Source organism: Streptacidiphilus sp. EB129, assembly GCF_041262645.1.
GTDB lineage: Bacteria > Actinomycetota > Actinomycetes > Streptomycetales > Streptomycetaceae > Streptacidiphilus.
The window spans coordinates 19206-43995 of record NZ_JBGCCS010000043.1; the positions used below are offsets into that span (position 1 = coordinate 19206).

19 protein-coding genes are annotated in these 24790 nt (G+C 73.7%); 5 read left to right on the forward strand and 14 right to left on the reverse strand.

Going from position 1 to position 24790, the window contains the following annotated elements; translation table 11 throughout:
* The first annotated feature begins 354 nt into the window (after nt 1-354).
* Nucleotides 355-1773: an APC family permease gene (locus ABH925_RS32730; protein WP_370153970.1), complete on the forward strand. Its 1419-nt coding sequence runs from the start codon at nt 355-357 to the stop codon at nt 1771-1773.
* Nucleotides 1774-1873: 100 nt separating this feature from the next.
* Here the strand turns inward: ABH925_RS32730 and mycP are convergent, their stop codons facing one another.
* From mycP to ABH925_RS32750, 4 genes are all read right to left on the reverse strand, one after another.
* Nucleotides 1874-3115 (reverse strand): type VII secretion-associated serine protease mycosin, encoded by a 1242-nt coding sequence (mycP, locus tag ABH925_RS32735; protein ID WP_370153972.1) that lies wholly within the window; start codon nt 3113-3115, stop codon nt 1874-1876.
* Between the two features lie 101 nt (nt 3116-3216).
* Complete coding sequence (locus tag ABH925_RS32740; RefSeq protein ID WP_370153974.1) at nt 3217-3510, reverse strand: WXG100 family type VII secretion target; 294 nt, start codon at nt 3508-3510, stop codon at nt 3217-3219.
* A gap of 65 nt (nt 3511-3575) precedes the next feature.
* Nucleotides 3576-3887: a WXG100 family type VII secretion target gene (locus ABH925_RS32745; protein ID WP_370153976.1), complete on the reverse strand. Its 312-nt coding sequence runs from the start codon at nt 3885-3887 to the stop codon at nt 3576-3578.
* 167 nt (nt 3888-4054) lie between these two features.
* Entirely contained in the window at nt 4055-5821 is a 1767-nt protein-coding gene (locus ABH925_RS32750; protein ID WP_370153978.1) for a type VII secretion protein EccB, read from the reverse strand.
* Between the two features lie 159 nt (nt 5822-5980).
* Between ABH925_RS32750 and eccE the strand changes: the two genes are divergently transcribed.
* The 3 genes from eccE to ABH925_RS32765 all read left to right on the forward strand — a co-directional run bounded on the left by eccE (nt 5981) and on the right by ABH925_RS32765 (nt 10577).
* Complete coding sequence (gene eccE, locus ABH925_RS32755; protein ID WP_370153979.1) at nt 5981-7405, forward strand: type VII secretion protein EccE; 1425 nt, start codon at nt 5981-5983, stop codon at nt 7403-7405.
* A gap of 53 nt (nt 7406-7458) precedes the next feature.
* Nucleotides 7459-8157: a hypothetical protein gene (locus ABH925_RS32760; RefSeq protein ID WP_370153981.1), complete on the forward strand. Its 699-nt coding sequence runs from the start codon at nt 7459-7461 to the stop codon at nt 8155-8157.
* A gap of 179 nt (nt 8158-8336) precedes the next feature.
* The gene (locus tag ABH925_RS32765; protein WP_370153982.1) at nt 8337-10577 is read left to right on the forward strand and encodes an AAA family ATPase; all 2241 of its coding nucleotides are present in this window, start codon (nt 8337-8339) and stop codon (nt 10575-10577) included.
* Between the two features lie 84 nt (nt 10578-10661).
* Here the strand turns inward: ABH925_RS32765 and ABH925_RS32770 are convergent, their stop codons facing one another.
* The 10 genes from ABH925_RS32770 to rimP all read right to left on the reverse strand — a co-directional run bounded on the left by ABH925_RS32770 (nt 10662) and on the right by rimP (nt 23574).
* Entirely contained in the window at nt 10662-11594 is a 933-nt protein-coding gene (locus ABH925_RS32770) for a bifunctional riboflavin kinase/FAD synthetase (protein WP_370153984.1), read from the reverse strand.
* A 36-nt stretch (nt 11595-11630) separates the two neighbouring features.
* Entirely contained in the window at nt 11631-14828 is a 3198-nt protein-coding gene (locus ABH925_RS32775; protein ID WP_370153986.1) for a serine protease, read from the reverse strand.
* Nucleotides 14829-15130: 302 nt separating this feature from the next.
* Nucleotides 15131-16045: a tRNA pseudouridine(55) synthase TruB gene (gene truB, locus ABH925_RS32780; protein WP_370153988.1), complete on the reverse strand. Its 915-nt coding sequence runs from the start codon at nt 16043-16045 to the stop codon at nt 15131-15133.
* 30 nt (nt 16046-16075) lie between these two features.
* Nucleotides 16076-17224: a bifunctional oligoribonuclease/PAP phosphatase NrnA gene (locus tag ABH925_RS32785; RefSeq protein WP_370153989.1), complete on the reverse strand. Its 1149-nt coding sequence runs from the start codon at nt 17222-17224 to the stop codon at nt 16076-16078.
* 2 nt (nt 17225-17226) lie between these two features.
* The gene (rbfA, locus tag ABH925_RS32790; protein WP_370153991.1) at nt 17227-17679 is read right to left on the reverse strand and encodes a 30S ribosome-binding factor RbfA; all 453 of its coding nucleotides are present in this window, start codon (nt 17677-17679) and stop codon (nt 17227-17229) included.
* 114 nt (nt 17680-17793) lie between these two features.
* Nucleotides 17794-18090, reverse strand: a complete 297-nt coding sequence (locus ABH925_RS32795; RefSeq protein WP_370153992.1) for a DUF503 domain-containing protein — start codon at nt 18088-18090, stop codon at nt 17794-17796.
* Nucleotides 18091-18243: 153 nt separating this feature from the next.
* Nucleotides 18244-21405, reverse strand: coding sequence for a translation initiation factor IF-2 (gene infB, locus ABH925_RS32800; RefSeq protein ID WP_370153994.1), 3162 nt, complete (start codon nt 21403-21405; stop codon nt 18244-18246).
* A gap of 167 nt (nt 21406-21572) precedes the next feature.
* Nucleotides 21573-21854, reverse strand: coding sequence for a YlxR family protein (locus ABH925_RS32805; protein ID WP_370153996.1), 282 nt, complete (start codon nt 21852-21854; stop codon nt 21573-21575).
* A 56-nt stretch (nt 21855-21910) separates the two neighbouring features.
* On the reverse strand, nt 21911-22939 hold the full coding sequence (gene nusA / locus ABH925_RS32810; protein ID WP_370153998.1) for a transcription termination factor NusA: 1029 nt from the start codon (nt 22937-22939) through the stop codon (nt 21911-21913).
* 41 nt (nt 22940-22980) lie between these two features.
* A complete protein-coding gene (gene rimP / locus ABH925_RS32815; protein ID WP_370154000.1) occupies nt 22981-23574 on the reverse strand; it encodes a ribosome maturation factor RimP in 594 nt (197 codons plus the stop codon).
* A gap of 147 nt (nt 23575-23721) precedes the next feature.
* Between rimP and ABH925_RS32820 the strand changes: the two genes are divergently transcribed.
* Entirely contained in the window at nt 23722-24750 is a 1029-nt protein-coding gene (locus ABH925_RS32820) for a ferritin-like domain-containing protein (protein WP_370154002.1), read from the forward strand.
* Nucleotides 24751-24790 lie beyond the last annotated feature (40 nt).

The window sequence follows — 24790 nt, forward strand, 5'->3', positions numbered from 1 at the left end:
GCTTCGTCACTCGGCGGCCCCTTCGTCGTGTGCTCACGAGACCGCAGTGATCGGTTTTGATGCAAGGGGCAATTATCTTGTCGACCTTGGTTTAGTAGATCATCTCATCTTTTTGCATTCGATCTACAGGCATGGAGACATATGGTACATACGCCCCAGAACGCTGATGCCACATCAGATTCGTTGCCGTAGTCATTTCACGCAACGAAATCCGAAGCAAAGTGACCCTTGACGCTTCGTTAACAGCAGAGGTTTCATGGCGACCGGAGAGCGAACGATTCGCAGGCAGCCAACCCGACCGGAGGCGATACCGCTCTTCCGCGCAGAAGCCCCACCGATCCGATCGGAACGCACATGACCGACACGCTGAGCCCGGCCCTCACGGCCCCGGCAGACCCCCAGGATCCGCTGCAGGCCGCCGAGCCGCAGAAGCTCAAGCGCTCCATCGGCGTCGTCGGCGGAACCCTGCTGACGCTGTCCTGCCTGACCCCCGCATCGTCGCTCTTCGTGATCGTGCCGGCGTCCTTCGCCAGCCTGGGCACCGGCACCGCGCTCACCCTGGTGATCGCGATCGTGCTCTGCATCGGTGTCGCGTGGTGCTACTCGGAGCTCGGCACGCTGATCCCCAGCGCCGGTGGCGAGTACGCGATGGCCGGGCAGACCGTCGGCCGCTTCTCCGGCTGGCTGGCCTTCATCCAGGCGCTGCTGGTGGTCCTGATCGTCCCCCCGATCATCGCCCTGGGCACCGCCCAGTACCTCGCGCCGATCGTGAACGTCGATCCCAAGATCATGGGCGCGGTGGTGATGCTGGCCGCGACCGTGATGGGCCTGCTCGACCTGCGCGCCAACGCCTGGATCACCGGCATCTTCCTGGTGCTGGAGGTCATCGCGGCGAGCCTGGTCGCGGTGCTGGGCTTCGCCCACAGCAGCCGCTCCGCCTCGGTGCTGCTGCACCCCGAGCTGCCGGCCGGCCACGGTGTCAGCGCGGTCTCCGCCGGAACCATCGTGGTGGGTCTCGCCGCCGCACTGTTCATCACCCAGGGCTTCTCGACCGCCGTCTACCTGGCCGAGGAGATGGACAAGCCGCAGCGCACCGTCCCGCGCACGGTGCTGTGGACGCTGGGCATCGGCTCCGCCGTCATCCTGATCCCGGTCATCGCGATCACCCTCGGCGCTCCCAGCCTGGACGCGCTGGCCACGGGCGACATCAGCTCGATGGTCACCGCCTGGAGCAACTCGGCCGTCGGCACCTTCGTCAGCCTCTGCATCGCCCTGGCCATCATCAACGCCGCCATCGTCATGGTCATCCAGAACTCCCGGGTGCTGTACTCCTCCGCGCGCGACAAGGCCTGGCCCGAGCCGGTCAACCGCGCCTTCGCCAGCCTGAGCAAGCGCTACGGCTCCCCCTGGATCGCCACCCTCGCGGTCGGCGTCCCCGGTGCGGCCCTGTGCTTCGTCGACCTGAGCACGCTGAGCCTGGTCACCGGCGTCGCCGTGACACTGCTGTACGCCTTCGTCGCCGTCGCCGCACTGGGCGCCCGCCGTGGCAAGCACAAGGAGTCCACCGCCTGGCGGATGCCGCTGTGGCCGGCCGTGCCGGTGGTGATCCTGGCGGTCCTCGGCTACGTGATGACCCAGCAGGACACCCACGCGCTGCTGATCACAGGTGGCATCACCGTGGTCGCCGCCCTGTACTGGGTGGTCTACCTGCGGCCGCGCCCGGAGACCCGGTGGATCATCACCATCCCCGAGGACGAGAAGCCCGCGGTCTGAGCTTGCAGGCACAGCAGGGGCGCGAGGAACTGCGCGACCAGCCCTCAACCGAGGCGCACGGTCAGCCACACAGTTCCCCGCGTCCCTGCCGCTTGTTTGCTCAGACGCCGAGCCTGCGGCGGTGGTCGCGGACCACGACGGCGATGCCGGAGATCACGATCACCAGCAGCAGCCCGATGCCCAGCGCGTAGGTGGCGGTGCGCTGGTCGCGGTCGGCCTGGCTCTCGCCGAGGCCCAGCGGGCGCGGCTGGATCGGGGCGGCCGAACTCGCGGTGCGCACCGTCGGCACGGCCTGCGACTCCGGCGGGGCCGAGGAGGCCACCGCCGCGACCGGGTCGACCACGCCCCAGCCGATGAAGTCGTTGCGTCCCGGGTCGGTCCGCTGCGCGGTCTGCTCGATCCTCGCCACGATCTGCGCGGCGGTCCAGGACGGGTACTTCTGCTTCAGCAGCGCGGCCACTCCGGCCACGTACGGCGCGGCGAAGCTGGTGCCGCTGTCGACGCACTGGCCGCCCTTGGGGACGGTGGAGACCATGTCCACGCCGGGTGCGGCGACCTGGACCGAGGGTCCGGTCTCCGAGAAGCCGTCGGCCCGCTCGTTGTCGCGGTCCGAGGCGCCGACGCCGAGCACACCGGGGAAGGCCGCCGGGTAAGTGCGCACCGACAGGTTCTCGTTGCCCGCCGCCGCGACCACGACGATGTTCCTGGCGATCGCCCGGGCCACCGCCTGGCCGAGCTTGCTGTCCTCGGTCAGCTGGACCGGGGTGCCGTTGGTGGCGACGTCCTGCGAGATGTTGATGACGTCGACGTTGGCGGCGACCGCGTCGTCGATCGCGGTCGCCAGGTTGTCGGCGTTGCCTCCGCCCTGACCGTCGTTCTGACGGATCGACAGGATCCGGGCGTCGGGCGCGATCCCGACGAAACCGGTGCTGCTTGAGGGGCGGGCCGCGATGATGCCGGCCACCATGGTGCCGTGGCCGACCGGGTCGACCACCGAGCTCGGGTTGCCGTTGCCCTGGTTGGTCAGCAGGTTGGGACCGGCCGTGACCGCGCCGCTCAGCTGCGGGTTGGAATCGTCCACGCCGGTGTCGATGACGGCCACGGTGACGTGGCTGCCGGTCGCGTACTGCCGCAGCTGGGGCAGCAGGATCCGCTGCAGCGACCAGGGGTTGCCCGCGATCGGCTGGGCCGGGAAGGTGCACTGGCCGTTGGAATCCAGCACGGACCACCCGAGCGGCGCCGGGCCGGACGAGGCGGCGGCGGCCAGGGCCGGGCCCGCCGCAGTCAGCGCCAGTGCGGCCAGTGCCGCGGGGATCGCGGTACGGCGGTAGTGCCTGCTCACAGTTGGTTTCCCCCGCGGTGTTCCGACCCGTTCCGTTGCTGTGCCGCACGCCCGCGGGCCCGGCCGACACGGCCGGACCCGGGACGAGACGGTACCGCTGACTACGCCCCCCAGATGCTGGCGTTCTTGCTCTCGGTCGACTGGTAGTTCTGCGCGGCACCGTCGAGCGCGCCGGCGATCTGGATCAGGACCGAGTGGAGGTCCGCCGCCGAGGCGTCCCACTCGTGCTGGCGGGCCTGGTAGCCCTCCTGCGCGGAACCCTCCCAGCTCTGCGCGATGCGGGCGACGCCCGCCTTCAGCTCGTCGAGCTGGGTCTGGACCCGGGTGGCGGTGCTGCGGACCTCTTCAGCCGCGTTGGACACGGTTGAAAAGTTGACCATAATGTGGCCGGACATGGTTGTCTCCTTTTCAGGCAATGAAGCAGTGGAGTGGTTCAGCGAACCCGTTCAGCGAAGGACCGTCAGCCGAGGGCCGAGGTGATCTTGCTGATCGAGGAGTGCTGCTCCTGCTCGTTGCTGGTGTACGTGGCCGAGGTCTGGTCGATCGCTTCCTTGATCTCGTTCAGCACCCGGTTCAACTTGTCGGCGTCGGTGTTCCACTGCTCCTGAAGGCGGTGGTACGACTGGGCGGCGTCGCCCTGCCAACCCGAGGTGATCGAGCTCACCAGGTTGTTGAGCCGGCCGAGCTCCTGCTGAATCTGGCCGTTGACGTCAGAGATGCGAGCAGAAAACGCCCGCATCTCATCGGCGGTAGTCCTGAACTGACCCGACATGTGCACCGTCCCCCATGAGACAGACCATACGAGACCGGGCGCCCGGTCCTGCCCCGCCCGGCCGACACCACTGTGGTGGTGTCCCCGAGCACTCTAGTCGTCACCGCCGACACCCCCAACACTGGGTTGTGGACAAACCCGCCGGTCCACACCTTGGTGAGGGGGCGTCAGGACCCCTGCTGCTGCGCCGCGGCGCCCGAATCGAGACTGGGGCCGGCCGGCAGCAGTCCCGACCACGCCTGCGGCACCGGACTGGCGGTGACGTCCTTGTACCCGAGCCTGGCCTGCGCGTTGTCGGCCTGCTGAGCGGTCGAGTCGGTGCCGGAGGCACCCGAGCCGCCGGACGGCGCCGGGGTGGGACTGGCCGAGGGCAGCGCCGAACCCGAGGAGGGTGCGCTGGAGTCGGTGTTGATCTGCACCGGGTAGCGCAGGCCGGTGTCGGTGAGCAGGTTGACCGTCCCGGAGTCCTGGCTGGTCCCGGTCACCGCGCGGTAGAGCAGCCCGGTGCCGGGGGTCACGTAGACCCCGGCCGATCCGGAGGTGCTGTCCACCGGGTAGTCCTTGCCGGCCCACAGCCCGAGCTGCGGCTGTCCCGAAGCGGCCGCCGCGCCGGTGTAGACGCTGCAGATCACACCCGCGCCGCTGCCAGCGATGCTGGAGTTGGCCTGGCTGACGGTCGACTGCGGCCAGTCCTTGTTCGCTTCGAACGGCGCCAGGGTGTTGGCCCCGACCACGGACAGCGCGTCCACCTTCGGCTCGGGCTGCCCCGGGTGCATGGCGTCGAGCAGCTGGTCGACGAATGCGGACACCCGGTGCGCGCCGTCCTGCAGCACGACGTAGTGCAGGATGCTCCCGGTGGCGGTGTCGGTGACCTGGAAGAGATCGCCCACCCGGGCCGGGCTGTTGTTGAGCTGCACGCTGGACGAGGGCTGCCCCATACCGGCGATGTCGCCGCGCGGAATGGTGATCGGGTCGCCGGGGTGCAGCGTGGCCAGCCAGGCCTGGGTCACGTCCTGCGGCGCACCGACGGTCGCGCCGAAGGCGGCAGTGGCGAGGACCTGGTCCGGCGAACCGTCGGCGCTGGAACTCCCGCCCGAGGAGGAGCTGTTGGAGGACGGGCTCGGCGTGGGCGTGGTGACCGGAGCGGTCACGGGCGTGGTCTTCGGCGTCGGCGTGCTCTTGGGCTTGTCCTTGGGCTTGCCGCCGCTGCCGGCCCCCGGGCTCGGCGCGCCGGTGGCCGAGAGCGTGGTCGCGGCGGCGCCGTTGCCGCCGGGCCCGGTGAGGCCGTGCACCGTGCCGGCCGCGTCCACCAGGTAGGTCGAGCCGTCGGGGCCCTTCACGTACAGCGCGTGTCCGGCGTCCAGCCGTCCGGCACCGGAGGCGATCCCCGCGTCCGCGCCGCCGAGCACGAACAGCTTCTGGTCCGTACCGCCCTGGCCGCCGCTCGCGGGACGGTCGCACTCGCTCCACACCTTGGGCGACGCGGCGTCCTTCGCGGTCGGCAGACTGTCCGGCGCGTACGGGATGCCTATCGTCGAACCGTGCGGCACGCTGCCGTTGTTGATGACGGAGTCGTTGACGGTCTCGACCGTGGAGCCCGCGCCGAGCAGCAGCCGGGCCGAGGCGATGTTGAGCACCGGGTGCAGCACCGGGTTGCCCTTGGCGTCCTTGAGGATGACGTAGCGGGTGGTGGTCTGCTGGTCGACGATGACCGCGTTGTCGGTGGTCCAGTGCAGCGGCGCGGCGGGCTTGATGATTCCGTAGGCGCCGAAGCCGACCACCGCGAGCACACCCACGATCACGCTGGGCACCACCGCGCGCAACGGCCGGGGAGCGTCCTGCTCGTTGCCGCCGCCGGTCGGCTGCAGAAACGCAGCGACCGTGCGCCGCCGCGAGAAGGTCTGAGCGCTGAGCTCGTTCCGGCGTGATGCCATGGTCTTGTACTCTCCCCGTCCCAGTGCCAACCGCGCGCGATCGGTATGTACCGTACGGGTACCGTATTGCGATCAGCCAACCGGCCACCGGTTCGTCCCCTCCGTCCGCCGACGGTCGGGCCGGAACCGGGGCACCAGTCAGAGAGGTTGACCCGGGGGATGCCGAGCCAGACCGCCACACCGCGTCCACCGCAGCCCGGTGGCTTCGGGCCGCCGCCCGAAGGTATCGGGCCGCCGAACGGCCAGTACGGGCCGCCCGCCCCGCAGTCGGCCTCCCGGTCGGACCGCCGCCACGGTGCGGCGCCGGCCGGCGCGGTCCGGGTCCGGCTGCGCCCACGCCCCGGACTGCTCGGCCCGCTGCGGCTGCCGCAGTTGGTACTGGTGGAGCTGGCCGCCGCGCTGGTGGCCGTCGGCCTCGCCGCCGGGCGGATGGCGCTGATCCCCTGCGGCGTGGTCGCCGTGCTGCTGGTGATCGCGGCGCTGGTGCGCCGGCACGGGCTCGGCCCGGCCGAGCTGTTCCGGGTCAGGGCCGCCCTGCGGGCCCGTCAGCGGCTCGCCGCGGCGACACCGCTCGACCCGGCGACGGATCCGGCGCTGGCCCCTGCCCTGGAGTGCGAACCGGCGCTGCAGGCCGACGCGCACACGGTGGAGTCCGAGGGCGCCTCGGCGGCCGGCGCGCGGCGCGAGCGCCGCGAGATCGGCATGATCGGCGACGGCACCTTCCTGACCGCGGTGATCCAGATCGAGGCCGCGGACGAGCCGCTGCGCCCGGCCGCCGGTTCCCGCTCACTGCCGCTGGAGCTGCTGGCCCAGGGGCTGCGGGTCGACGACATCGCGCTGGACTCGATCCAGGTCGTGCAGTACAGCCAGCCCGCCCCCGCCCCGCACCTGCCGGAGCAGTCGCTGGCCGCGCGCGGCTACCGCGAACTCCCCGCCGGCGCCACGGTGCCGGGTCTGCGGATGACCTGGGTCGCGGTGCGGCTCGACCCCGAGCTCTGCCGCAGCGCCGTGGCCGCGCGCGGCGGCGGCGACCTGGGCGCGCGCCGGGCGCTGCAGCGCGCCACCGACCAGCTCGCCGGACGCCTGGGCGGCACCGGGCTACGGGCCACCGTGCTGGACGCGGCCGGCGTGGTCGCGGCGGTGTCCACGGCGACCTGCGCCAACCCGCTGCGCACCAGCGGTGCCACCAACGCGCCCAGCAACGGCGGCCAGCGCCGCACCGCGGAGACCGCGCGTGCCTGGCGCTGCGACGACCGCTGGCACACCACGTACTGGATCGGCCAGTGGCCGACCCTGGCGACGCCCGGCTCGGGCGGCGGCGTCGGCTCGGCCGACCTGGTCAACCTGCTGACCGGCACTCCGGCACTGGGCAGCAGCTTCAGCCTGACGGTACGTCAGGCCTCTGCGGGCGCGGTCGCACTGAGCGGACACCTGCGGGTGACCGCCCGTGGAGAGAGCGAACTGGAGCAGGCCGCACGTCAGTTGGAGACCCGGGCGCGCGGCGCCGGGGCCGGCCTGGTACGACTGGACTGCGAGCAGGTGCCGGGTGTGCTGGCCACCCTGCCGCTGGGGGGCACACGATGAGCGGGACGAGGGGGACGGCCGTGGGCGAGGCAGGGTCCGTCACGAGGCGACGGATGCGGGCCGGTTTCGGCCTGCGTGGACCGCGCCGCGAGCAGCACGTCCTCACCGGCGATCAACTCGCCGCGATGGCACTGCCGGTGGGTGACGACGGGGTGGTCATCGGGACCGACGGACAGGGCGCGTCCGCGGTGCTCGGCCTGTTCCGGCCGACCGCGTACGACGTGGTCCTGGTCGGCGGCGTCTGGACGGCGCAGCTGATCGCGCTGCGCGCGGCCGCGACCGGCGCCCGCGTCGCCGTGGAGACCGGCCGCGGGCAGGCCTGGGCGCCGGTGGCCCAGGCCGCCGGCGGCGGCCAGCCCTGCATGACGGTGCACCCGGTCGGCCGGATCGGCCCGCAGGGCGCCTCGGTCGCGGCCCCGGTCCTGGTCGTCCGCGACTGCGGCGCACGGCCGACCCGGAGCCGGCTCTCCGCCGTGCCCTGGCAGACCACGCTGACCCTGCTGCCCTTCCTGGGCCCGGGCGCGGAGCGACTGTTGGAGGCCGCCGACCTGGTCGGTCTGCAGCGGGTGGCCCCGCAGGAGGCCGAGATCGCCGCGGAGTTGCTGGAACTCCCCGCCGAGCAGGCCAACGCCCTGCCACACCTGGGCGACGGCGTCACCCTCTGGGCCAACCGCCGCGCCCGCAGCTTCGTCCAGGGCGGCCCCACCTCCGCGGAGGCCCAAGTCCTCGGCCAGGCACGGCGCGTCGACTGACCCCCGGCCCACCGCCCGGCGGCCCCGGGCCACAGCACTGACGGCGCGCGGCGGCACCGAGCGGCGCCCCAGGGCGGCACGGTCCACCGTCGGCAAAGCCGGGGGTGGGGGAGGGCTGCCGCCAGCGGCGATTCGTTGACTACCCTGGTGCCTCACGGAGGCGAACGAGAGGGACAGCAGTGACGAGCGATCGCGACGGCGTCTACGTCGGCGACAATGCGCCGGACGAGGACGAGGAGTGGTCGGACGCGCCCGAATACACGCCTCCGGCCTGGTACACCCAGAACGCGCAGCAGGTCGGCGGCGGCGCGGGCGCCCCCGCCCCGCCTGCCCCGATGCCCGGCCCCATGGCCAGCCCGATGCCCGCGCCCGCGCCGCAGGCGGTGCCCGGACCGCCCGCGCCGCAGCCGGGTCCGGTGCTGCCGCCGCCGGTCGCGGAGAACTCCGCTCCGTCGTTCGCTCCCCCGGTGCCCCCGCCGGGGCCGGTCACCGCGCCGGAGCCGGGCCCGCAGGCGGTGGTCCCCGAGCAGCACCAGGAGCCGCAGCCGGTCGAGGGCCGGGCCCCGGAGGGCCATGCTCCCGAGCCGCCCGCCCCGACCCCGCCGGCCTCGGTCGCCCCGACCCCGGTTCCGCCTGGGCCGGTCCCGTCGCCCCCGGTCGCGCCGTCGGCGTCCCCGGAGCCCACCGAGCCGCGGGCGGAGCACGGCCCTGCCCCGGCCGAGGCCGCCCCGGTCGAGCCGCAGGCGTACCGCCCGGCCACGCAGGAACCCCCCGCGTCGCCGGAGCACGCGCCCGAGGCGCAGCAGCCGCCCGCCTGGGCGCCGCACCCGCAGCAGGCCCAGGTCCAGCCCCCGCAGGGCAGTTGGGCCCCCCCGCAGCAGCAGTGGGCCCCGCCGCAGGCCCCTGCCCCCACCCCGGACCCGCAGCAGCAGGCGCCGCAGTGGGCGCCGCCGCCGGGCGATCCCCAGCAGTCGGTGCAGCAGTACCCGCAGCAGCAGGCACAGCAGCAGTGGGCGGCGCAGCAGGCCCCCGAGGCGCAGCAGCAGTGGGCTCCGCCGCAGGCCCCGGAGGCACAGCAGCAGTGGGCGGCGCAGCAGCCCGCCCCCGACGCGCCGCCGCAGCAGCCCCCGCAGCAGTGGGCCCCGCCGGCCCCCGCCGACCCGCGGATGGCCGGCACGGACCCGCGGATGGCCGGCTGGCCGCAGCAGCAGCCCGGGGCCGCCCCCGGCGCGCCGCTGGGCTACACCGCCGCCGTGGAGCTGTCCTCGGACCGCCTGCTGCGCAAGCAGCCGGAGGTGCAGCGGCAGAACCCGCGTTTCCGCTTCGGCGGCAAGGCGGCCGAAGCCGAGCGGCAGCAGAAGCTCGCGCTCATCCGCACGCCGGTGATGAGCTGCTACAAGATCGCGGTGATCAGCCTCAAGGGCGGCGTCGGCAAGACGACCACCACGACCGCGCTCGGTGCGACCCTCGCCTCCGAGCGCCAGGACAAGGTCATCGCGGTCGACGCCAACCCGGACGCCGGGACGCTGGGACGGCGCGTCCGCCGGGAGACCGGGGCGACGATCCGCGACCTGGTCACCGCCATCCCGCACCTCAGCAGCTACATGGACGTGCGCCGGTACACCTCGCAGGCCCCCAGCGGCCTGGAGATCCTGGCCAACGACGTCGACCCGGCCGTCTCGACCACCTTCAACGACGAGGACTACCGGCAGGTCATCGGCTTCCTCGGACGGCAGTACCCGATCGTGCTGACCGACTCCGGCACCGGGCTGCTCTACAGCGCCATGCGCGGCGTGCTGGACCTGGCGGACCAGCTGATCGTGGTCTCCACGCCCAGCGTCGACGGGGCGAGCAGCGCCAGCACCACCCTGGACTGGCTGTCCGCGCACGGCTACGCCGACCTGGTGCAGCGCAGCATCACCGTGGTGTCGGGGGTGCGCGAGACCTCCAAGATGATCAAGATCGAGGACATCGTCGCGCACTTCCAGACGCGCTGCCGCGGGGTGGTCGTGGTTCCCTTCGACGAGCACCTGTCGGCGGGCGCGGAGGTCGACCTGGCCCGGATGAAGCCGAAGACCCGCGAGGCGTACTTCGACCTGGCGGCGATGGTCGCCGCGGACTTCCCGCGCACCCAGCCGCAGCCCGTCGGCGGCTGGCAGCAGCCCGGACCGCAGCAGCAGGCGCCGTACGGACAGCAGCCGCCACCCCCGTACGGGCAGCAGCAGGGCTACGGCTACCCGCAGCCTCCGTACGAGCAGCAGCAGCCACCGCAGCAGCCGTACCACGCGCAGCAGCCGCCCTCGTACGACGAGCCCCAGCAGCAGCCTCCGCAGCCGCAGCAGCCGTACGAGCAGCAGCCGCAGCAGCCGTGGGGGGCACCGCCGCCACCGCCGCCGGGGTACTACCCGCCGCAGCAGTAGCCACCGCGCGAACGGCGGAGGAGGGGACCCTCGGGTCCCCTCCTCCGCCGTTCCGCCGTTCGCCGTGATGCCTTACGGCAGCACTCAGTCGGTCAGCTCGCGCGCCTGCTTCACGTCCACGGCCATCCGGTCGAGCAGCGCCTCCAGCGAGTCGAACTTCTCCATGCCGCGCAGGTAGGCGAGGAATTCGACGCTGACCTGCAGCCCGTAGAGGTCCAGTCCGACCCGGTCGATGGCGTACGCCTCGACGGTCCGCTCGGTGCCGTTGAACTGCGGGTTGGTGCCGACCGAGATGGCCGCGGGCATCCGTTCCGGGCCCACCGTCAGCCAGCCCGCGTAGACCCCGTCGGCGGGGATCGCGGTGTGCGGGACCGTCGCCACGTTGGCGGTGGGGAAGCCGAGTTCGCGACCGCGCTGGGCGCCGCGGACGACGATGCCCTCGACCCGGTGCGGGCGGCCCAGCACCTCGGCCGCACCGGCCACATCGCCCTCGGCGACCAGGCGGCGGGCCAGCGTGGAGGACAACGGTGTGCCGTTCTCCGCCTGTTCGGTGAGGTCGCACAGGTCGAGGGTGAAGCCGTAGTGCTCGCCGAGCTCGGCCAGCAGCGCAACGTTGCCCGAAGCCCGGTGCCCGAAGCGGAAGTTGGGCCCCTCCACGATCACCGTGGTGTGCAGCGCGTCGACCAGCACCCGGCGGACGAAGTCCTCCGGGGAGACCTGCGAGAACGCCTCGGTGAACGGGATCACCAGCACTGCGTCCACTCCGAGCTCGGCCATCAGCTCGGCCCGGCGCGGGTGCGGGGCCAGCAGCGCCGGGTGGCTGCCGGGACGGACCACCTCGCTGGGATGCGGGTCGAAGGTCACCACGACGGACCGGACCCCGAGCTCACGGGCGTGCCTGATCGCCTGGTTGATGATCAGTTGGTGGCCCCGGTGCACCCCGTCGAAGGAACCGATGGTGACGACGCTGCGCCCCCAGTCCCCGGGGACTTCCTCCAGGCCATGCCAGCGCTGCACCCTGACCGCTCCTCGTTCGACTCACCGCTGTGACCCCTATAGCGTGCCATGCGCCTGGTCCCGGTCACGCATCGGCCGGTCCGGCCGCGGCCCGTCGCGCAGCAGCGTGTGCAGCTCGGACTGCAGCGGACCAGCCTCGGGATCGAGGGCGTCGAGGAACGCGGCGCGAACCGGAGCTGGGTGGTCCGCGATCAGATCGCGGACAAAGCCCAGCAGCACGGCCCGTTCGGACACCCCGTGCCGGGCTCTGGCGGCCAGCCAGCCGGCCACCGCGACGGCCGCCTCGGGCCGGTGCGCCAGGTGGTCCCGGACCAGCTCCGCGGCGGCCCGCTGCGCCCTGGGGGCCGGGGTGCCGCCGAGTGCCCGCAGGATCTCCGCGGCCTCGCCACCGGGCTGCCGCAGCCTCGGCCCGTACCCGGACAGCACCAGCGCGGTGTGGCTCTCCAGCGCCGGGGCGAGGGCCTGCGCGGGGAGCAGCGCATCTGCGGCCAGGTAGCGGACCACCGCGGCCGGCAGATGGCGCCCGCGCGACTCGGGGTCGGCGACCAGCACCGCGAGCGCCGCCCCGTGCAGCGCCTCCTCGCCGGGCCGTCCGAGCAGCGCCTCGGCGGCGAAGCGCAGCAGGGCCCGGTCCGGGTCGCTGTCCGGGGTGATCGCGGTGCCGTGCACGGCGGCGGCGACATGCCGCTCCGGACGCGGGTCGTGCGCCCAGCGGTCGACCGCCCGGCAGAGCGCGGACGGCTCGGTGGCCGCGAGTTCGCGCAGCAGCGCGTCGGCGCGCGGATGGGCGGCGCCGACCAGGGCCTCGGCCAGGTCGTCCAGGGCGATCCGGCGCTGCGAACGCAGCAGCTCCAGCGCGGTGGCGGCGAGCTGCTCGTCCCTGAGCCAGCCGCAGAGCGCGGGCAGCACCTGCTGCGGGTCGGCGCGCAGCAGGTCGGCGACCGCGTACAGCGGCTCCGGCGTGCCGGAGCGGGCGAGCAGCCGCAGCAGCTCCACCCGGGTCGCCACGGGCAGCCGCAGCGCCGTCCAGAAGTCCATGCCGAGGGTCGGCGTGCCGGCGCGGGCCCGTGCCGCCATCCGGGCGGCGAGGGCCCGCAGCAGCGGCAGCTGCGGGGACGGGTCCGGGATCCGCGGCAGGGTGGAGGTGAGCAGGTTCACCGTCCACCAGTGCGCCTCGGAGTCCGGCGGGGCCGCCTCGGGGCCGTCCAGGCGCAGCACCAGCCGGCTCAGCCACGGTTCGAGCGCGGCGGGCTCGTCCGGACCGGCGATCCGCAGCAGCGCCTCGCGGACCGGTCCGATCCGAAACCGGGGCACCGGCAGCAACTCCGGCCCCGGCGGGACCGGCGGCGGGGCCGGGGACGGGACGGCGACGCCGCGCGGGCCGCCGCGCCGGTGGGCGCCGCGTGGTACCGGCCTGCTCGGCACCGGGGCGGGGACCGGCGGCTCGCGGTCCCCGAGCAGGGTGGCCAGGGCGGTGGCGAGGTCGAGGTGACCGCCCTGGATCCAGTCCGAGAACTCCTCGTGGGCGAAGCGGTAGCCGCTCCCGGCCGGCACCAGCAGACCTTCCGCGAGCACCGCCCTGGCCCAGCCGCCGGCCTGCGGGAACAGCTCGTCGAAGGCCTGCGGTTCGAGCACCCCGCCGCCCGGGCCCAGCATCAGCCGGGCCGCCTCGTGCACCCGCCCGGCGGCGGCGGTGGCGGTACGGCAGTGGCCCTGCCTCCGGCCCCGCGCCCGGCGCGGCGGCGGACCCGAGGCGCGGCCCTGGGCCGGCCTCGCTGCGGGACGCGGCTGTGCCGTGCCGTCGGTGCCCCGGCCCAGCCGCTCGGCGATCCGCAGGCAGGCCAGGTCGAGGTAGGCCCCGAACAGCTCGTCCCGGGCCGGGACCGGCTCGGCCGGCAGCTCCGGCCGGGCTGCGCGGATCTCCGCGTACAGCCGCAGCTCCAGCGGGTGCGTCGGCGGCCGGGCCGTCCGCAGGCCGAGGCGGCGGGCCGCCTCGGCCGCGGTGGCCGGCGGCAGGTCACCGAGGTGCAGCCGGGGCGGGGCGGCGGGCGGGTCGCCGTCCACGGCGGCAGTCGGGGCGGGGCCGCCGGTGCCGTGCAGGTCCTCGGCGGAGAAGTACCTGCCCGCCTGCTCCCAGAACTCCGGGCGGCAGCCCAGCACCAGTCGCGCCCCGGCACGGCGCAGCCGACGTCCGGTCTCGGCGCTCCACTCCGGCAGCCGGGGCAGCAGCCCCGGCGGCAGTTCCTCAGGACCGTCCAGGACGATCAGCAGCGGGCGGTGCGCGTCCGCCGCGAGCCGGGCGACCTGGGCGGTGCCGACCCGGCCGTCCACCGCACGGAGCACCCGGTCGACGGCGTCCAGCAGCGAGGCGTCGTCCATCCGCAGGTCCGCCCCGCTCAGCCAGACCGTCGGCTCACGATGGGCCGCGGTGGCCCGGTGCACGGCCAGTGCGGCGAGTTCGGTGCTGCGCCCGCTGCCGGGCTCCCCCACCACGGCCAGCACCGGCCGGTCGGCGGGCCAGTGCGGGACGGCGGCGAGCAGGCCGTCCGGCCGGTCCACCCGGATCGCGGCGCGCGGACCGAGACCGCCCAGGGTGGCCGCGGTGATGTCGAGCACCCCGGCCAGGTTCAGCGCCCGCCCGAACCCGGGGACGGTGACCGCGTTGCGGGCCAGCAGGTCGGCGACGGCCGGGTGGCCCGCCGCCGTGCGCAGCGGTACCACCAGCACCGACCCGTGGCCGCGGCTGCGGAGCGCCACCGTGGCCACGGCCACCACCGCACCGCTCTCGGCGTCCAGCACCGGGGCCCCGCCGGCCTCCAGCGGCAGGCCGTAGGGGGCCTGGTCGAGGTCCAGCAGCCAGGTGTCGGCGATCAGGTGCCAGCGGTCGGCGGGGGCGTAGCGGGCGGTCACCACTCCGGCGATACCGCCCTGCAGCGCGCGGTCGGCGACCGGCACAGTGACCAGCCGGGTGCCGTGGCCTCCGGCCAGTGCCAGCGGCGGAAGCACCGCGTCGGTGTGCAGCAGCGCCAGGTCGTACTCCGGCAGCGGCAGCACCTCCGCCGCGCCGATCCGCCGGACCGCCCCGCCGGGCCAGGTCAGCAGCATCGCCGTGAGGTCGTCCACCACCTCGTGGCTGGTCAGCAGCGTCCCCTCGCGGTCCACCGGGAACGCCACCCCTCGGCAATGCCCGGCCAGGTCACAGACCCGCACCAGCGTCTCGTCCAGCCGCCGCACCGCTCACCCCCGCCCGGTCACCCCGAGCGAAGCGTGCCCACCCCCGCAGTCACGCGACCCCATCCGCCCCGCGCACCACCCCGGTTCACCTCACGCGCTCGCCCGGTCGGGTGAACCGCCGTTTTGAACGCCCGCGGCCGGCTCGTGCAGCGGATCGGCGGTCCCGGTGCGTTGAGAGAACGACCGAGCGCACGCCGAGGCCCAGGGGAGAGCATCAGGATGTCGCAGCCGGCACCGACTTTCGAGGAGATTCGACTTCGGGATGGTGGCCGTCAGCCTGGAGTGACCCGTCACCCGGCCGGTCAGTCCTGGACGAACACGGCCAGCGACTTGGCCTTGCCGCCGCGCTCCTCGATCAGGGCGAGGAAGCGGCCGTCGGGGTCGAAGACGGCGACGGGCTCGGTGACGTCCATCTCCGGGGCGTCGATGCGGACCCCGTTGACCAGCAGCCGGGCCTGGTCGGCGTCGACGTCCCAGCGGGGGAACGCGGCTGCGGCGGCGTCGGCGATCGGCAGGACGGCGTCCGCGAAGGAGTCCTCCAGCGCGGTCAGCGTGTGCGAGCCGGCCACGGTGTAGGGGCCGACCCGGGTGCGCCGCAGCGCGGTGAGGTGGCCGCCGACGCCGAGGCCGTCGCCCAGGTCGCGGGCCAGCGCCCGGATGTAGGTGCCGGAGGTGCAGTCGACGGTGACGTCCAGGTCGACCAGCTCGGTACCGTCCTCGGCCAGCGCCGGGCGCCGCGCGTGCACCTCGAACCGGGAGACGGTGACCGGGCGGGCGGCCAGCTCGACCTCCTCGCCGTCCCTGACCCGGCTGTAGGAGCGCTTGCCGTCGATCTTGATGGCGCTGACCGAGGACGGGACCTGCTGGATGTCACCGGTCAGCGCGGCGATCCCGGCGGCGACGGCCTCCGGGGTGACGGCCGCGGTGGACACGGTGGCCGTCACCTCGCCCTCGGCGTCGTCGGTGACGGTGGACTGGCCGAGCCGGATGGTGGCCTCGTACGTCTTGGTGGTGAGCGCCAGGTGGCCGAGCAGCCGGGTGGCCCGCTCGCAGCCGATCACCAGCACTCCGGTGGCCATCGGGTCCAGGGTGCCGGCGTGGCCGACCTTGCGGGTGCCGGCCAGCTTGCGGATCCGGGCCACCACGGTGTGCGAGGTGATGCCGGCGGGCTTGTCGACGATGACCAGGCCGTCAGGCCCGGTTCCCTTGCGCTTCAACGATCAGAACCTTCGGTCGGGGTAGGTGCCCTACGGGCGGGGCCCGGTGGGGGCCAGTGCGGCGCGGAACCGCGCCACCGTGTCGGCGACGGAGTCGTGGGAGGTGAATCCGGCCGCGTAGGCGTGGCCGCCGCCGCCGAGGGCGGCGCAGGCCGCCGCCACGTCCACCGCGCCCTTGGCCCGCGAGGAGCCGCGCAGGGTGCCGTCCGGGTCCTCCTTGAGCACCAGCGTCACCTCGGCCTCGGAGGCCTTGCGGACCACGTCGATCAGGCCCTCGATCTCCTCCGGGAGGACCCCGTGGGCCAACAGGTCGGCGTGCGGGACGGTGGTCCAGACGAGGCCGAGACCGGCGGCGGCCTCACGGTCCAGCTCGGCCCGGTCCAGCGCGGCGGCCAGTACCTTGAGGTAGCCGAAGGACTGGGTGTCCCACAGCCGCCGGGAGATCAGGTCGTGCCGCAGCCCGGTCGCCAGCAGCCGGGAGGCCAGCTCGTGTGTGGCGGGAGTGGTCGCCGCGTAGCGGAACGAGCCGGTGTCGGTGGCCACGCCGGTATAGAGGCAGGTGGCGATCTCCCGGTCCAGCGGCACGCCGAGCCGCCGCAGCAGCTCGTCCACCAGCACCGCGGTGGCCGGGGCGGCGGGGTCGATCAGCTGGTGGGTGCCGAAGCCGCCGTTGGAGGCGTGATGGTCGACGACCACCAGCGCGGTCGCGGCCTCGGCCTTGTCGCGCAGCAGCCCGAGCCGGTGGGCGTCGGCCACGTCAAAGCTGATCATCAGTTCGGGGCGGTCCGGCACCGCGGCGGCCGGCACCAGCAGGTCCTGGCCGGGCAGGAACTCCAGCGAGCCGGGCACGATCTGCGGGTCGTCCCCGAAGGAGACCCGCACCTCGCTGCCCAGCGAGCGCAGCGCCAGACCGGTGGCCAGTGCCGAGCCCAGAGCGTCGCCGTCCGGCATCACATGGCAGACCAGGTCGACCGAGGACGCCCGGCGGATGGCACCGACCACCGTGTTCCAGGCCTGCTCGGTCGGCGCGCCGGGCCGCCCGGAGTGGTCCGGGCCCTCCGTGACGCCCGGCCCGGCGGCGCGCCGCGCACCCGGCCCGACCCGGGGAGAGGGCACGGCGGGGGCGCCCGCCACGATCGTGGCAGGCGCCCCCTGGGCCTGCGGGCCGGTGCCGGTCACGCCTACTCGTCCTCGTCGGTGTCGAGCTCGTCGTCCTCGCCCGGCTTGCGGTACGGGTCGGCCTCACCGGCGTAGGTCTTGCCGACCGCGACGCTGCGCACCTCGGCGTCCTGCGCCCGGGCCTTGACCAGCAGGTCGTCCAGGTGCCGGGCGGTGTCCGGGATGGCGTCGGCGACGAAGGTCAGCGACGGGGTGAAACGCACCCCGGTCTGCCGGCCCACCTCGCTGCGCAGCACGCCCTTGGCGCTCTCCAGCGCGGCGGCCGAGGCGGCCCGCTCGATCTCGTCGCCGTAGACGGTGTAGAAGACGGTGGCCTCACGCAGGTCACCCGTCACCCGGGTGTCGGTGATGGTCACGAAGCCCAGGCGCGGGTCCTTGATCCGCCGCTCCAGGGTCTCCGCGACGACCACCCGGATGCGGTCTGCGAGCTTACGCGCCCTCGCGGTGTCGGTCACTGGTCCTCCTCGTACTGTGGGCCCTGCAGACTGGCAGAGCGACCATCGGTCTCCGGGCCCGTGGACGGCACAGTACCCGGATGCACCCGCCTAGGGATGCCATGTCTGATTGTGCTATTCGTCATCGTCGTCGCGAAGCCGGCGGCGTGCCGCCAGCAGCTGGACCTCCGGACGCCCGGACACCAGCCGTTCACAGCTGTCCAGGACCTCCGCGACGAATCCGGCGTCCCCGGACACCACGGCCAGGCCGATCTCGGCCCGCCGGTGCAGTTCCTGGTTGCCGGTCTCGGCAGCGCACACGCTGTACTTGCGCTGCAGTTCGGCCACGATGGGCCGGACGATCGAACGCTTCTCCTTGAGCGAATGCACGTCGCCGAGAAGCAGGTCGAAGGTCAGTGTTCCTACGAACATGAGAGACAGGTCACGCCGACCTGAAGGCCTCGTAGTGGTGGAGCCGCCACCGTACTGAACGCGGCCGGGGCCGGTCGACACGTTTGTGCGGGGGTCCGGGGGTTGCCCCCCCGGACCAGCACAGTCTGTCGACCGGCCCCGACCGTCAGCCGGCTACGAGCGCGGCTTCTCGCGCATCTCGAAGGTCTCGATGACGTCGTCCACCTTGATGTCGTTGAACGACCCCAGGGTGACACCGGCCTCGAAGCCCTCGCGGACCTCGGTCGCGTCGTCCTTGAAGCGGCGCAGGCCCTCGATGGTGAGGGACTCCGCCACGATCTTGCCGTCGCGGATGAGGCGTGCCTTGGCGTTGCGGCGCAGCAGGCCCTCGCGGACGATGACACCCGCGATGTTGCCGAACTTGCTGGAGCGGAAGACCTCGCGCACCTCGGCGGAACCCAGGCGCACCTCCTCGAACTCCGGCTTGAGCAGGCCCTTGAGCGCCGCCTCGATCTCCTCGATCGCCTGGTAGATGACCGAGTAGTAGCGGATGTCGACACCCTCGCGCTCGGCCGCGGTGCGGGCGCGGGCAGCCGCGACCACGTTGAAGCCGATGATGATGGCGTCGGAGCCCATGGCCAGGTCGACGTCGGACTCGGTGATCGCACCCACACCGCGGTGCAGGATACGGAGCTCGACCTCCTCGCCCACGTCCAGCTTGACCAGCGCGTCCTCCAGGGCCTCCACGGAACCGGAGACATCGCCCTTGATGATGAGGTTGAGCTGCTGGATACCGCCGGCCGCGATCGCCTTGTCCAGGTTCTCCAGGGAGATCCGCATCGGACGGCGGGCGAACATGGCGTTGCGGTCACGGGCCGAACGCTTCTCGGCGATCTGACGCGCGGTGCGGTCGTCGTCGACGACGATGAAGCTGTCACCGGCGCGGGGCACCGAGGTCAGACCGAGCAGCAGCACCGGCCGGGACGGACCCGCCTCGGTGACGTTCTTGCCGTTCTCGTCCAGCATGGCGCGGACGCGGCCGTGGGCGTCGCCGACGGCGACGGAGTCGCCGACGCGCAGCGTTCCACGCTGGACCAGGACGGTCGCCATGGCGCCGCGGCCCTTGTCCAGGTGCGCCTCGATCGCGATGCCCTGGGCGTCCTGCTCCGGGTTGGCCCGCAGGTCCAGCGAGGCGTCGGCGGTGAGCACGACGGCCTCGAGCAGCTGGTCGATGTTGAGGCCCTGGCGGGCGGAGATGTCGACGAACATGGTGTCGCCGCCGTACTCCTCGGCCACCAGACCGAACTCGGTCAGCTGGCCGCGGACCTTGGTCGGGTCGGCACCCTCGACGTCGATCTTGTTGACCGCGACCACGATCGGCACGCCGGCGGCCTGGGCGTGGTTCAGCGCCTCGATCGTCTGCGGCATGACGCCGTCGTTGGCCGCGACCACCAGGATCGCGATGTCGGTGGACTTGGCACCACGGGCACGCATGGCGGAGAACGCCTCGTGACCGGGGGTGTCCAGGAAGGTGATGGCGCGCTCTTCGCCGTTCACCTCGGTGGTCACCTGGTAGGCACCGATGTGCTGGGTGATGCCACCGGCCTCGCCCGCCACCACGTTGGTCTTGCGGATCGCGTCGAGCAGGCGGGTCTTTCCATGGTCGACGTGACCCATGACGGTGACCACCGGCGGACGCGCGATCAGCATGTCCTCGTCGCCCTCGTCGGCACCGAAGTCGATGTCGAAGGACTCCAGCAGCTCGCGGTCCTCGTCGTCACGGCTGACGATCTCCAGGACGAAGCCCATCTCCTCGGCGAGGAGCTGCAGCGTCTCGTCCGGAACGGACTGGGTCGCGGTGACCATCTGCTCAAGGTTGAGCATCACCGAGACGAGCGCCGCCGGGTTGGCGTTGATCTTCTCGGCGAAGTCGGTGAGGGACGCGCCGTGCGACAGCCGGACCGTCTGGCCGTTGCCGCGGGGCAGCATCACGCCACCGATCGACGGGGCCTGCATGGCCTCGTACTCCTGGCGACGCTGACGCTTCGACTTGCGCCCACGCGCCGGACGGCCGCCGGGGCCGCGACCGAACGCGCCCTGCGTGCCACCACGGGCACCCGGGCCGCCGGGACGACCGCCGAAGCCGCCGGGACGGGGACCGCCGAAGCCGCCACCACCGCCACCGCCGCCGCCACCCGGACGACCGCCGAAGCCGCCACCGGCCGGACGTGCGCCCGGACCGGCCGGACGGCCCTGGAAGCCGGGACGCGCGCCACCGGCGCCGCCGGGACCGGCCGGACGGCCACCGGGGCCACCCGGGCCACGGCCGCCGGGGCCGGGACGGCCGGGGCCGCCGTTGGACGCGGGACGCTGCGGCATCATGCCCGGGTTCGGGCGGGGCATGCCGGACGGGCTCGGGCCACCGGGACGGGGGCCGCCCTGCGGACGGGGCATCCCACCCGGCGCACCGGGACGGTCGCCACCGGGACGCGCGGCGCCACCGGGACGGTCACCACCGGGGCGCGGGGCGCCACCGGCCGGACGGTCGCCGCCCGGACGCGGAGCACCGGAGCGCTCCCCACCCGGACGCGGAGCGCCCGGACGGTCGCCACCCGGACGCGGAGCACCGGAGCGCTCGCCACCCGGACGCGGGGCGCCGGTGCGCTCGCCACCCGGACGGTCGCCACCGGGGCGCGGAGCGCCACCGGCGGGACGGTCACGGTCGGCACCGGGACGGGCGCCCGGACGCGACATGCCCGTGTTGCTGGAGGTGAAGGGGTTGTTGCCCGGACGCGGACCGGCCGGACGGGCGCCCGGGGTCGCGGCGGGACGCGGCGCCGGAGCACCGGGACGCGGGCCCGCAGCAGCGGGACGCGCGGCCGGAGCCGACGGCGCCTCGGGTGCGGCGGCGACCGGAGCCGGAGCCGAGAACTCGGCGGCCGGTGCCAGCGGACGCGGCGCCGGAGCACCGGGACGCGGGCCGGGCGCGGCGGCGGGACGCGGCGCAGCCGGAGCGGCGGGCGCGGCCGGGGCAGCCTCGGCCGCGACGGGCTTGGGCGCTGCGGCCGGACGCGGCGCAGCGGGACGGGGGGCGCCAGGGCGCGGGGCCGCAGGCGCGGACCCGGCAGGCTTGGGGGGCGCCGGCTTGCTCGCCGCCGCGGGCTTCGCGGGGCTGCTCGCCCCACCGAAGGCAACTTCCAACTTACGTACGACAGGCGCCTCGATCGTCGAGGACGCCGAACGGACGAATTCGCCGAGCTCTTGGAGCTTGGCCATGACGACCTTGCTCTCAACGCCCAAATCCTTGGCGAGTTCGTATACCCGGACCTTAGCCACTTCGCTCCTTTGAGGTCCGGGTGTTCCGCCGGACCGTCGCTACTTCATGCTCGTACTCATCGCGTACTCATCGAGTGCTCATCGCAATCTCGACCTACTTTCGAACTCGCGAGGTACCTGGTGCTCGCCTGCCGCACATGGGTGCGACAGGCGTGTGCGCTGTCATGTCAGACCTTCGGCAGTGCCTCGACGTACGCCTGGACCGCGGCGGTGTCGAGCGGACCCTGCAGGCGGAACGCCCGCGGGAACGCCCGGCGGCGCAGCGCCAGGTCAAGGCACCCCGGCACGGGGTGCAGGTGCGCACCTCTACCGGGCAGCGTGCCGCGGGGATCGGGGACGCAGGCGCCCTCGACCGCCGTCACACGCAGCAGGTCGTGTTTGGCCGCTCGTTTCCGACACCCGACGCAGGTGCGTTCCGGGCATGATCGGTCACGCGTCCGGCCAGACACGTCCAAGTCTACCCCTCTGATGGTCATCGCTCCGACCCCATATATGCGGACTCGGGTCAGTCCCGGCGGTCGCCGTCGCGCTCGCCGCGGTCGCCGCCGTCGTGGCTCCCGACCTCGACGTCCGGTCGGATGTCGATCCGCCAGCCGGTCAGCCGGGCCGCGAGGCGGGCGTTCTGGCCCTCCTTGCCGATGGCCAGCGACAGCTGGTAGTCCGGCACGGTCACCCGCGCGGAGCGGGTGTCGTAGTCCACGATCTCCACCCGGGTCACCCGTGCGGGCGACAGCGCGTTGGCGACCATCTCGGCCGGATCGTCCGACCAGTCGACGATGTCGATCTTCTCGCCATGCAGCTCGGCCATCACCGCGCGGACCCGGCCGCCCATCGGGCCGATGCAGGCGCCCTTGGCGTTCAGGCCGGACTTGCCGGTCCACACCGCGATCTTGCTGCGGAAGCCCGCCTCACGGGCGATGGCGGCGATCTCCACCGAACCGTCCGCGATCTCCGGGACCTCCAGCGCGAACAGCTGGCGGACCAGGTTGGGGTGGGTCCGCGAGAGCGTCACGGACGGGCCGCGGACGCCGCGGCGCACCGCCACCACGTAGCACTTGAGCCGCAGCCCGTGCTTGTACTCCTCGCCCGGCACCTGCTCCTGGGCCGGCAGGATCGCCTCGATCTTGCCGATGTCGACCAGGACGTTCTTGGGGTCCTTGCCCTGCTGGACCACACCGGAGACGATGTCGCCCTCGCGGCCCGCGTACTCGCCGAAGGTCAGCTCCTCCTCGGCGTCACGCAGACGCTGCAGGATGACCTGCTTGGCGGTGCTGGCCGCGATCCGGCCGAAGCCGGTCGGGGTGTCGTCGAACTCACGCGGGGTGCCGCCCTCGGCGACCTCGTCCGCGTCCTCCTTGGCCCACACCGTCACATGGCCGGTCTCCCGGTTCAGCTCCACCCGGGCCTTCTGCCGCGAGCCCTCAGTGCGGTGGTACGCAATGAGGAGGGCCGACTCGATCGCCTGGACCAGCAGGTCGAACTTGATCTCCCGCTCCTGCACCAACCTGCGCAGGGCACTCATATCGATATCCACGGCTACGCCTCCTCTTCTTCTTGCTGTTCGGGTACTACTGCTCACGCCTCGTCGTGCGCGCCGGACTCCGCGCCGTCCAGGTCGTCCAGGTCGTCACCGAGGTCGTCGGCGACGTCGTCACTGTCCGGGTCGTCCGCGTCGTCGAGGCCCTTGCGGTTGAACTCCACCTGCACCCGGGCCTTGGCGACCTCGGCGTACGCCAGGCGGCGCTCGGTGGCCTTGCCCTTGCCCTTGACCGGGGGGATCTCCAGCAGGGCGCCCTCGTCATCCGACTCCAGCACCCGGCCGGTGACCTCGCCACCCGTGCTGAGCTGCGCCTTGACCAGTCGGGTCCGGGCCCGGCGCCAGTGCCGGGGCTTGGTCAGCAGCCGGTCGACGCCCGGGGAGCCGACCTCCAGGCGGTACTCGCCGTCGCCCAGGATCGCGGTGCCCGCGGGGCCGTCCAGCACCTCGCCGAACGCCCGGCTGAGGTCCGCGACCGCGTCCAGGTCCACGCCCCCGTCGGCGTCCAGGACGACGTCCAGGACGCGGCGCCCGCCGACCTTGCTGAGCACGACCTCTTCCAGATCCACGCCCGCCGCGACGGCGAGGGGTTCCAGCAGTTCCTGCAGCCGGTCGTTCAGGGTGGTGCTCATCCGGGTGACTCCTCGGCCGCGTCTGCTGTTGTCGGAAGGTCGCAAAGAACAGCCCACAGCCTATCCGCTCAGTACCCCAAGTGCCGATTCGGCGACTTTCCGGGGGCGGCGCCCACCATGGACGATCAGACGGTAGCGTCCCTGACCGTGACCACCACTGCCTCCGCGCTCCGGCGTCGTTCCCTGCTCAGCGCGGGTCTGCTGGGCCTGCTCAGCGCCTGCGGCACCACCCCCGCGAGGCCCGGCGCGGCCGGCCGGCCGGGTCAGCCGGCCACGCTCGACCCGGATGCCCTGCCCCGGGACCGGGCGGTGCGCGCCACCACGGCGCTGGCGGCACGCTACGACGCCGTGCTCGCCGCCTATCCGGCGGCGGCCGGCACCCTGCGGCCGCTGCGGGCGGAACTGACCGCGCAACTGGCCGCGCTCACGCGGCCGCTGCCCGGCACCGCGCCCACCACCTCCTCCACCGGCGCGCCCACCGGCTCGCCCACCGCGACGGGCCCGACCGGCACGCCCGCGGCGGACCCGTCCACCGGCACCCCGGTCACCGTCCCCGGCACCCGGGCCGCCGCACTCGCCGCGCTCGGCACCGCCGAACAGGGCACCGCCCAGGCCCGGTACGCCGACCTGGCGACCGTCTCCCCGCCGCTGGCCCGGCTGCTGGCCGCCCTCGCCGCCAACGGCGCGCAGCACGCGGTCCTGCTCGGCGCCGGCGCGCCCGCCGCACCGCCGGTGCCCGCGCCCGCCGCCGCCCCGCTGCCGGCATCGGCCCTCGCCGCACTGCAGGCGACCCTCTCCGCCGAGGACGCCGCCGTCTACGCCTACGGCGTGATAGGCGCACAGCTCTCGGGCGCTCGCCGCGCCCGCGCCGACGCCGCCTACCAGGCGCACCGCGACCGCAGGGGCGCGCTCCAGCAGCGGATCGCCGCCGCCGGGGCGGTCCCGGTCGCCGCCGCGGCCGCCTACCAACTCCCCTCCCCGGTCAGCGACCCGGCCTCGGCGGTGCGGCTGGCCGCACTGGTGGAGCAACGAATCTGCGCCGTCCACGCCAACGCGGTCCAGGCCACCGCTGGGCCGCTGCGCGGGGCGATGGCCGCCGCCCTGCAGCAGTCGGCGCTGGACGCGCTGACCTGGCGCGGGAGCGGCACTGCCCTCCCCGGCCTCGCGGATGGCTGACAATGGTGGTGCGGTAGCACGGGGGAGCGTCAAGAAAGGC

Bases quoted from the DNA above. Each gene is read 5' to 3' on its own strand.
- ABH925_RS32730 (WP_370153970.1), top strand. From the start codon at position 355: ATGACCGACACGCTGAGCCCGGCCCTCACGGCCCCGGCAGACCCCCAG.
- ABH925_RS32740 (WP_370153974.1), bottom strand. From the start codon at position 3,510: ATGTCCGGCCACATTATGGTCAACTTTTCAACCGTGTCCAACGCGGCT.
- ABH925_RS32745 (WP_370153976.1), bottom strand. From the start codon at position 3,887: ATGTCGGGTCAGTTCAGGACTACCGCCGATGAGATGCGGGCGTTTTCT.
- ABH925_RS32750 (WP_370153978.1), bottom strand. From the start codon at position 5,821: ATGGCATCACGCCGGAACGAGCTCAGCGCTCAGACCTTCTCGCGGCGG.
- eccE (WP_370153979.1), top strand. From the start codon at position 5,981: ATGCCGAGCCAGACCGCCACACCGCGTCCACCGCAGCCCGGTGGCTTC.
- ABH925_RS32760 (WP_370153981.1), top strand. From the start codon at position 7,459: ATGCGGGCCGGTTTCGGCCTGCGTGGACCGCGCCGCGAGCAGCACGTC.
- ABH925_RS32795 (WP_370153992.1), bottom strand. From the start codon at position 18,090: ATGTTCGTAGGAACACTGACCTTCGACCTGCTTCTCGGCGACGTGCAT.
- rimP (WP_370154000.1), bottom strand. From the start codon at position 23,574: ATGAGCACCACCCTGAACGACCGGCTGCAGGAACTGCTGGAACCCCTC.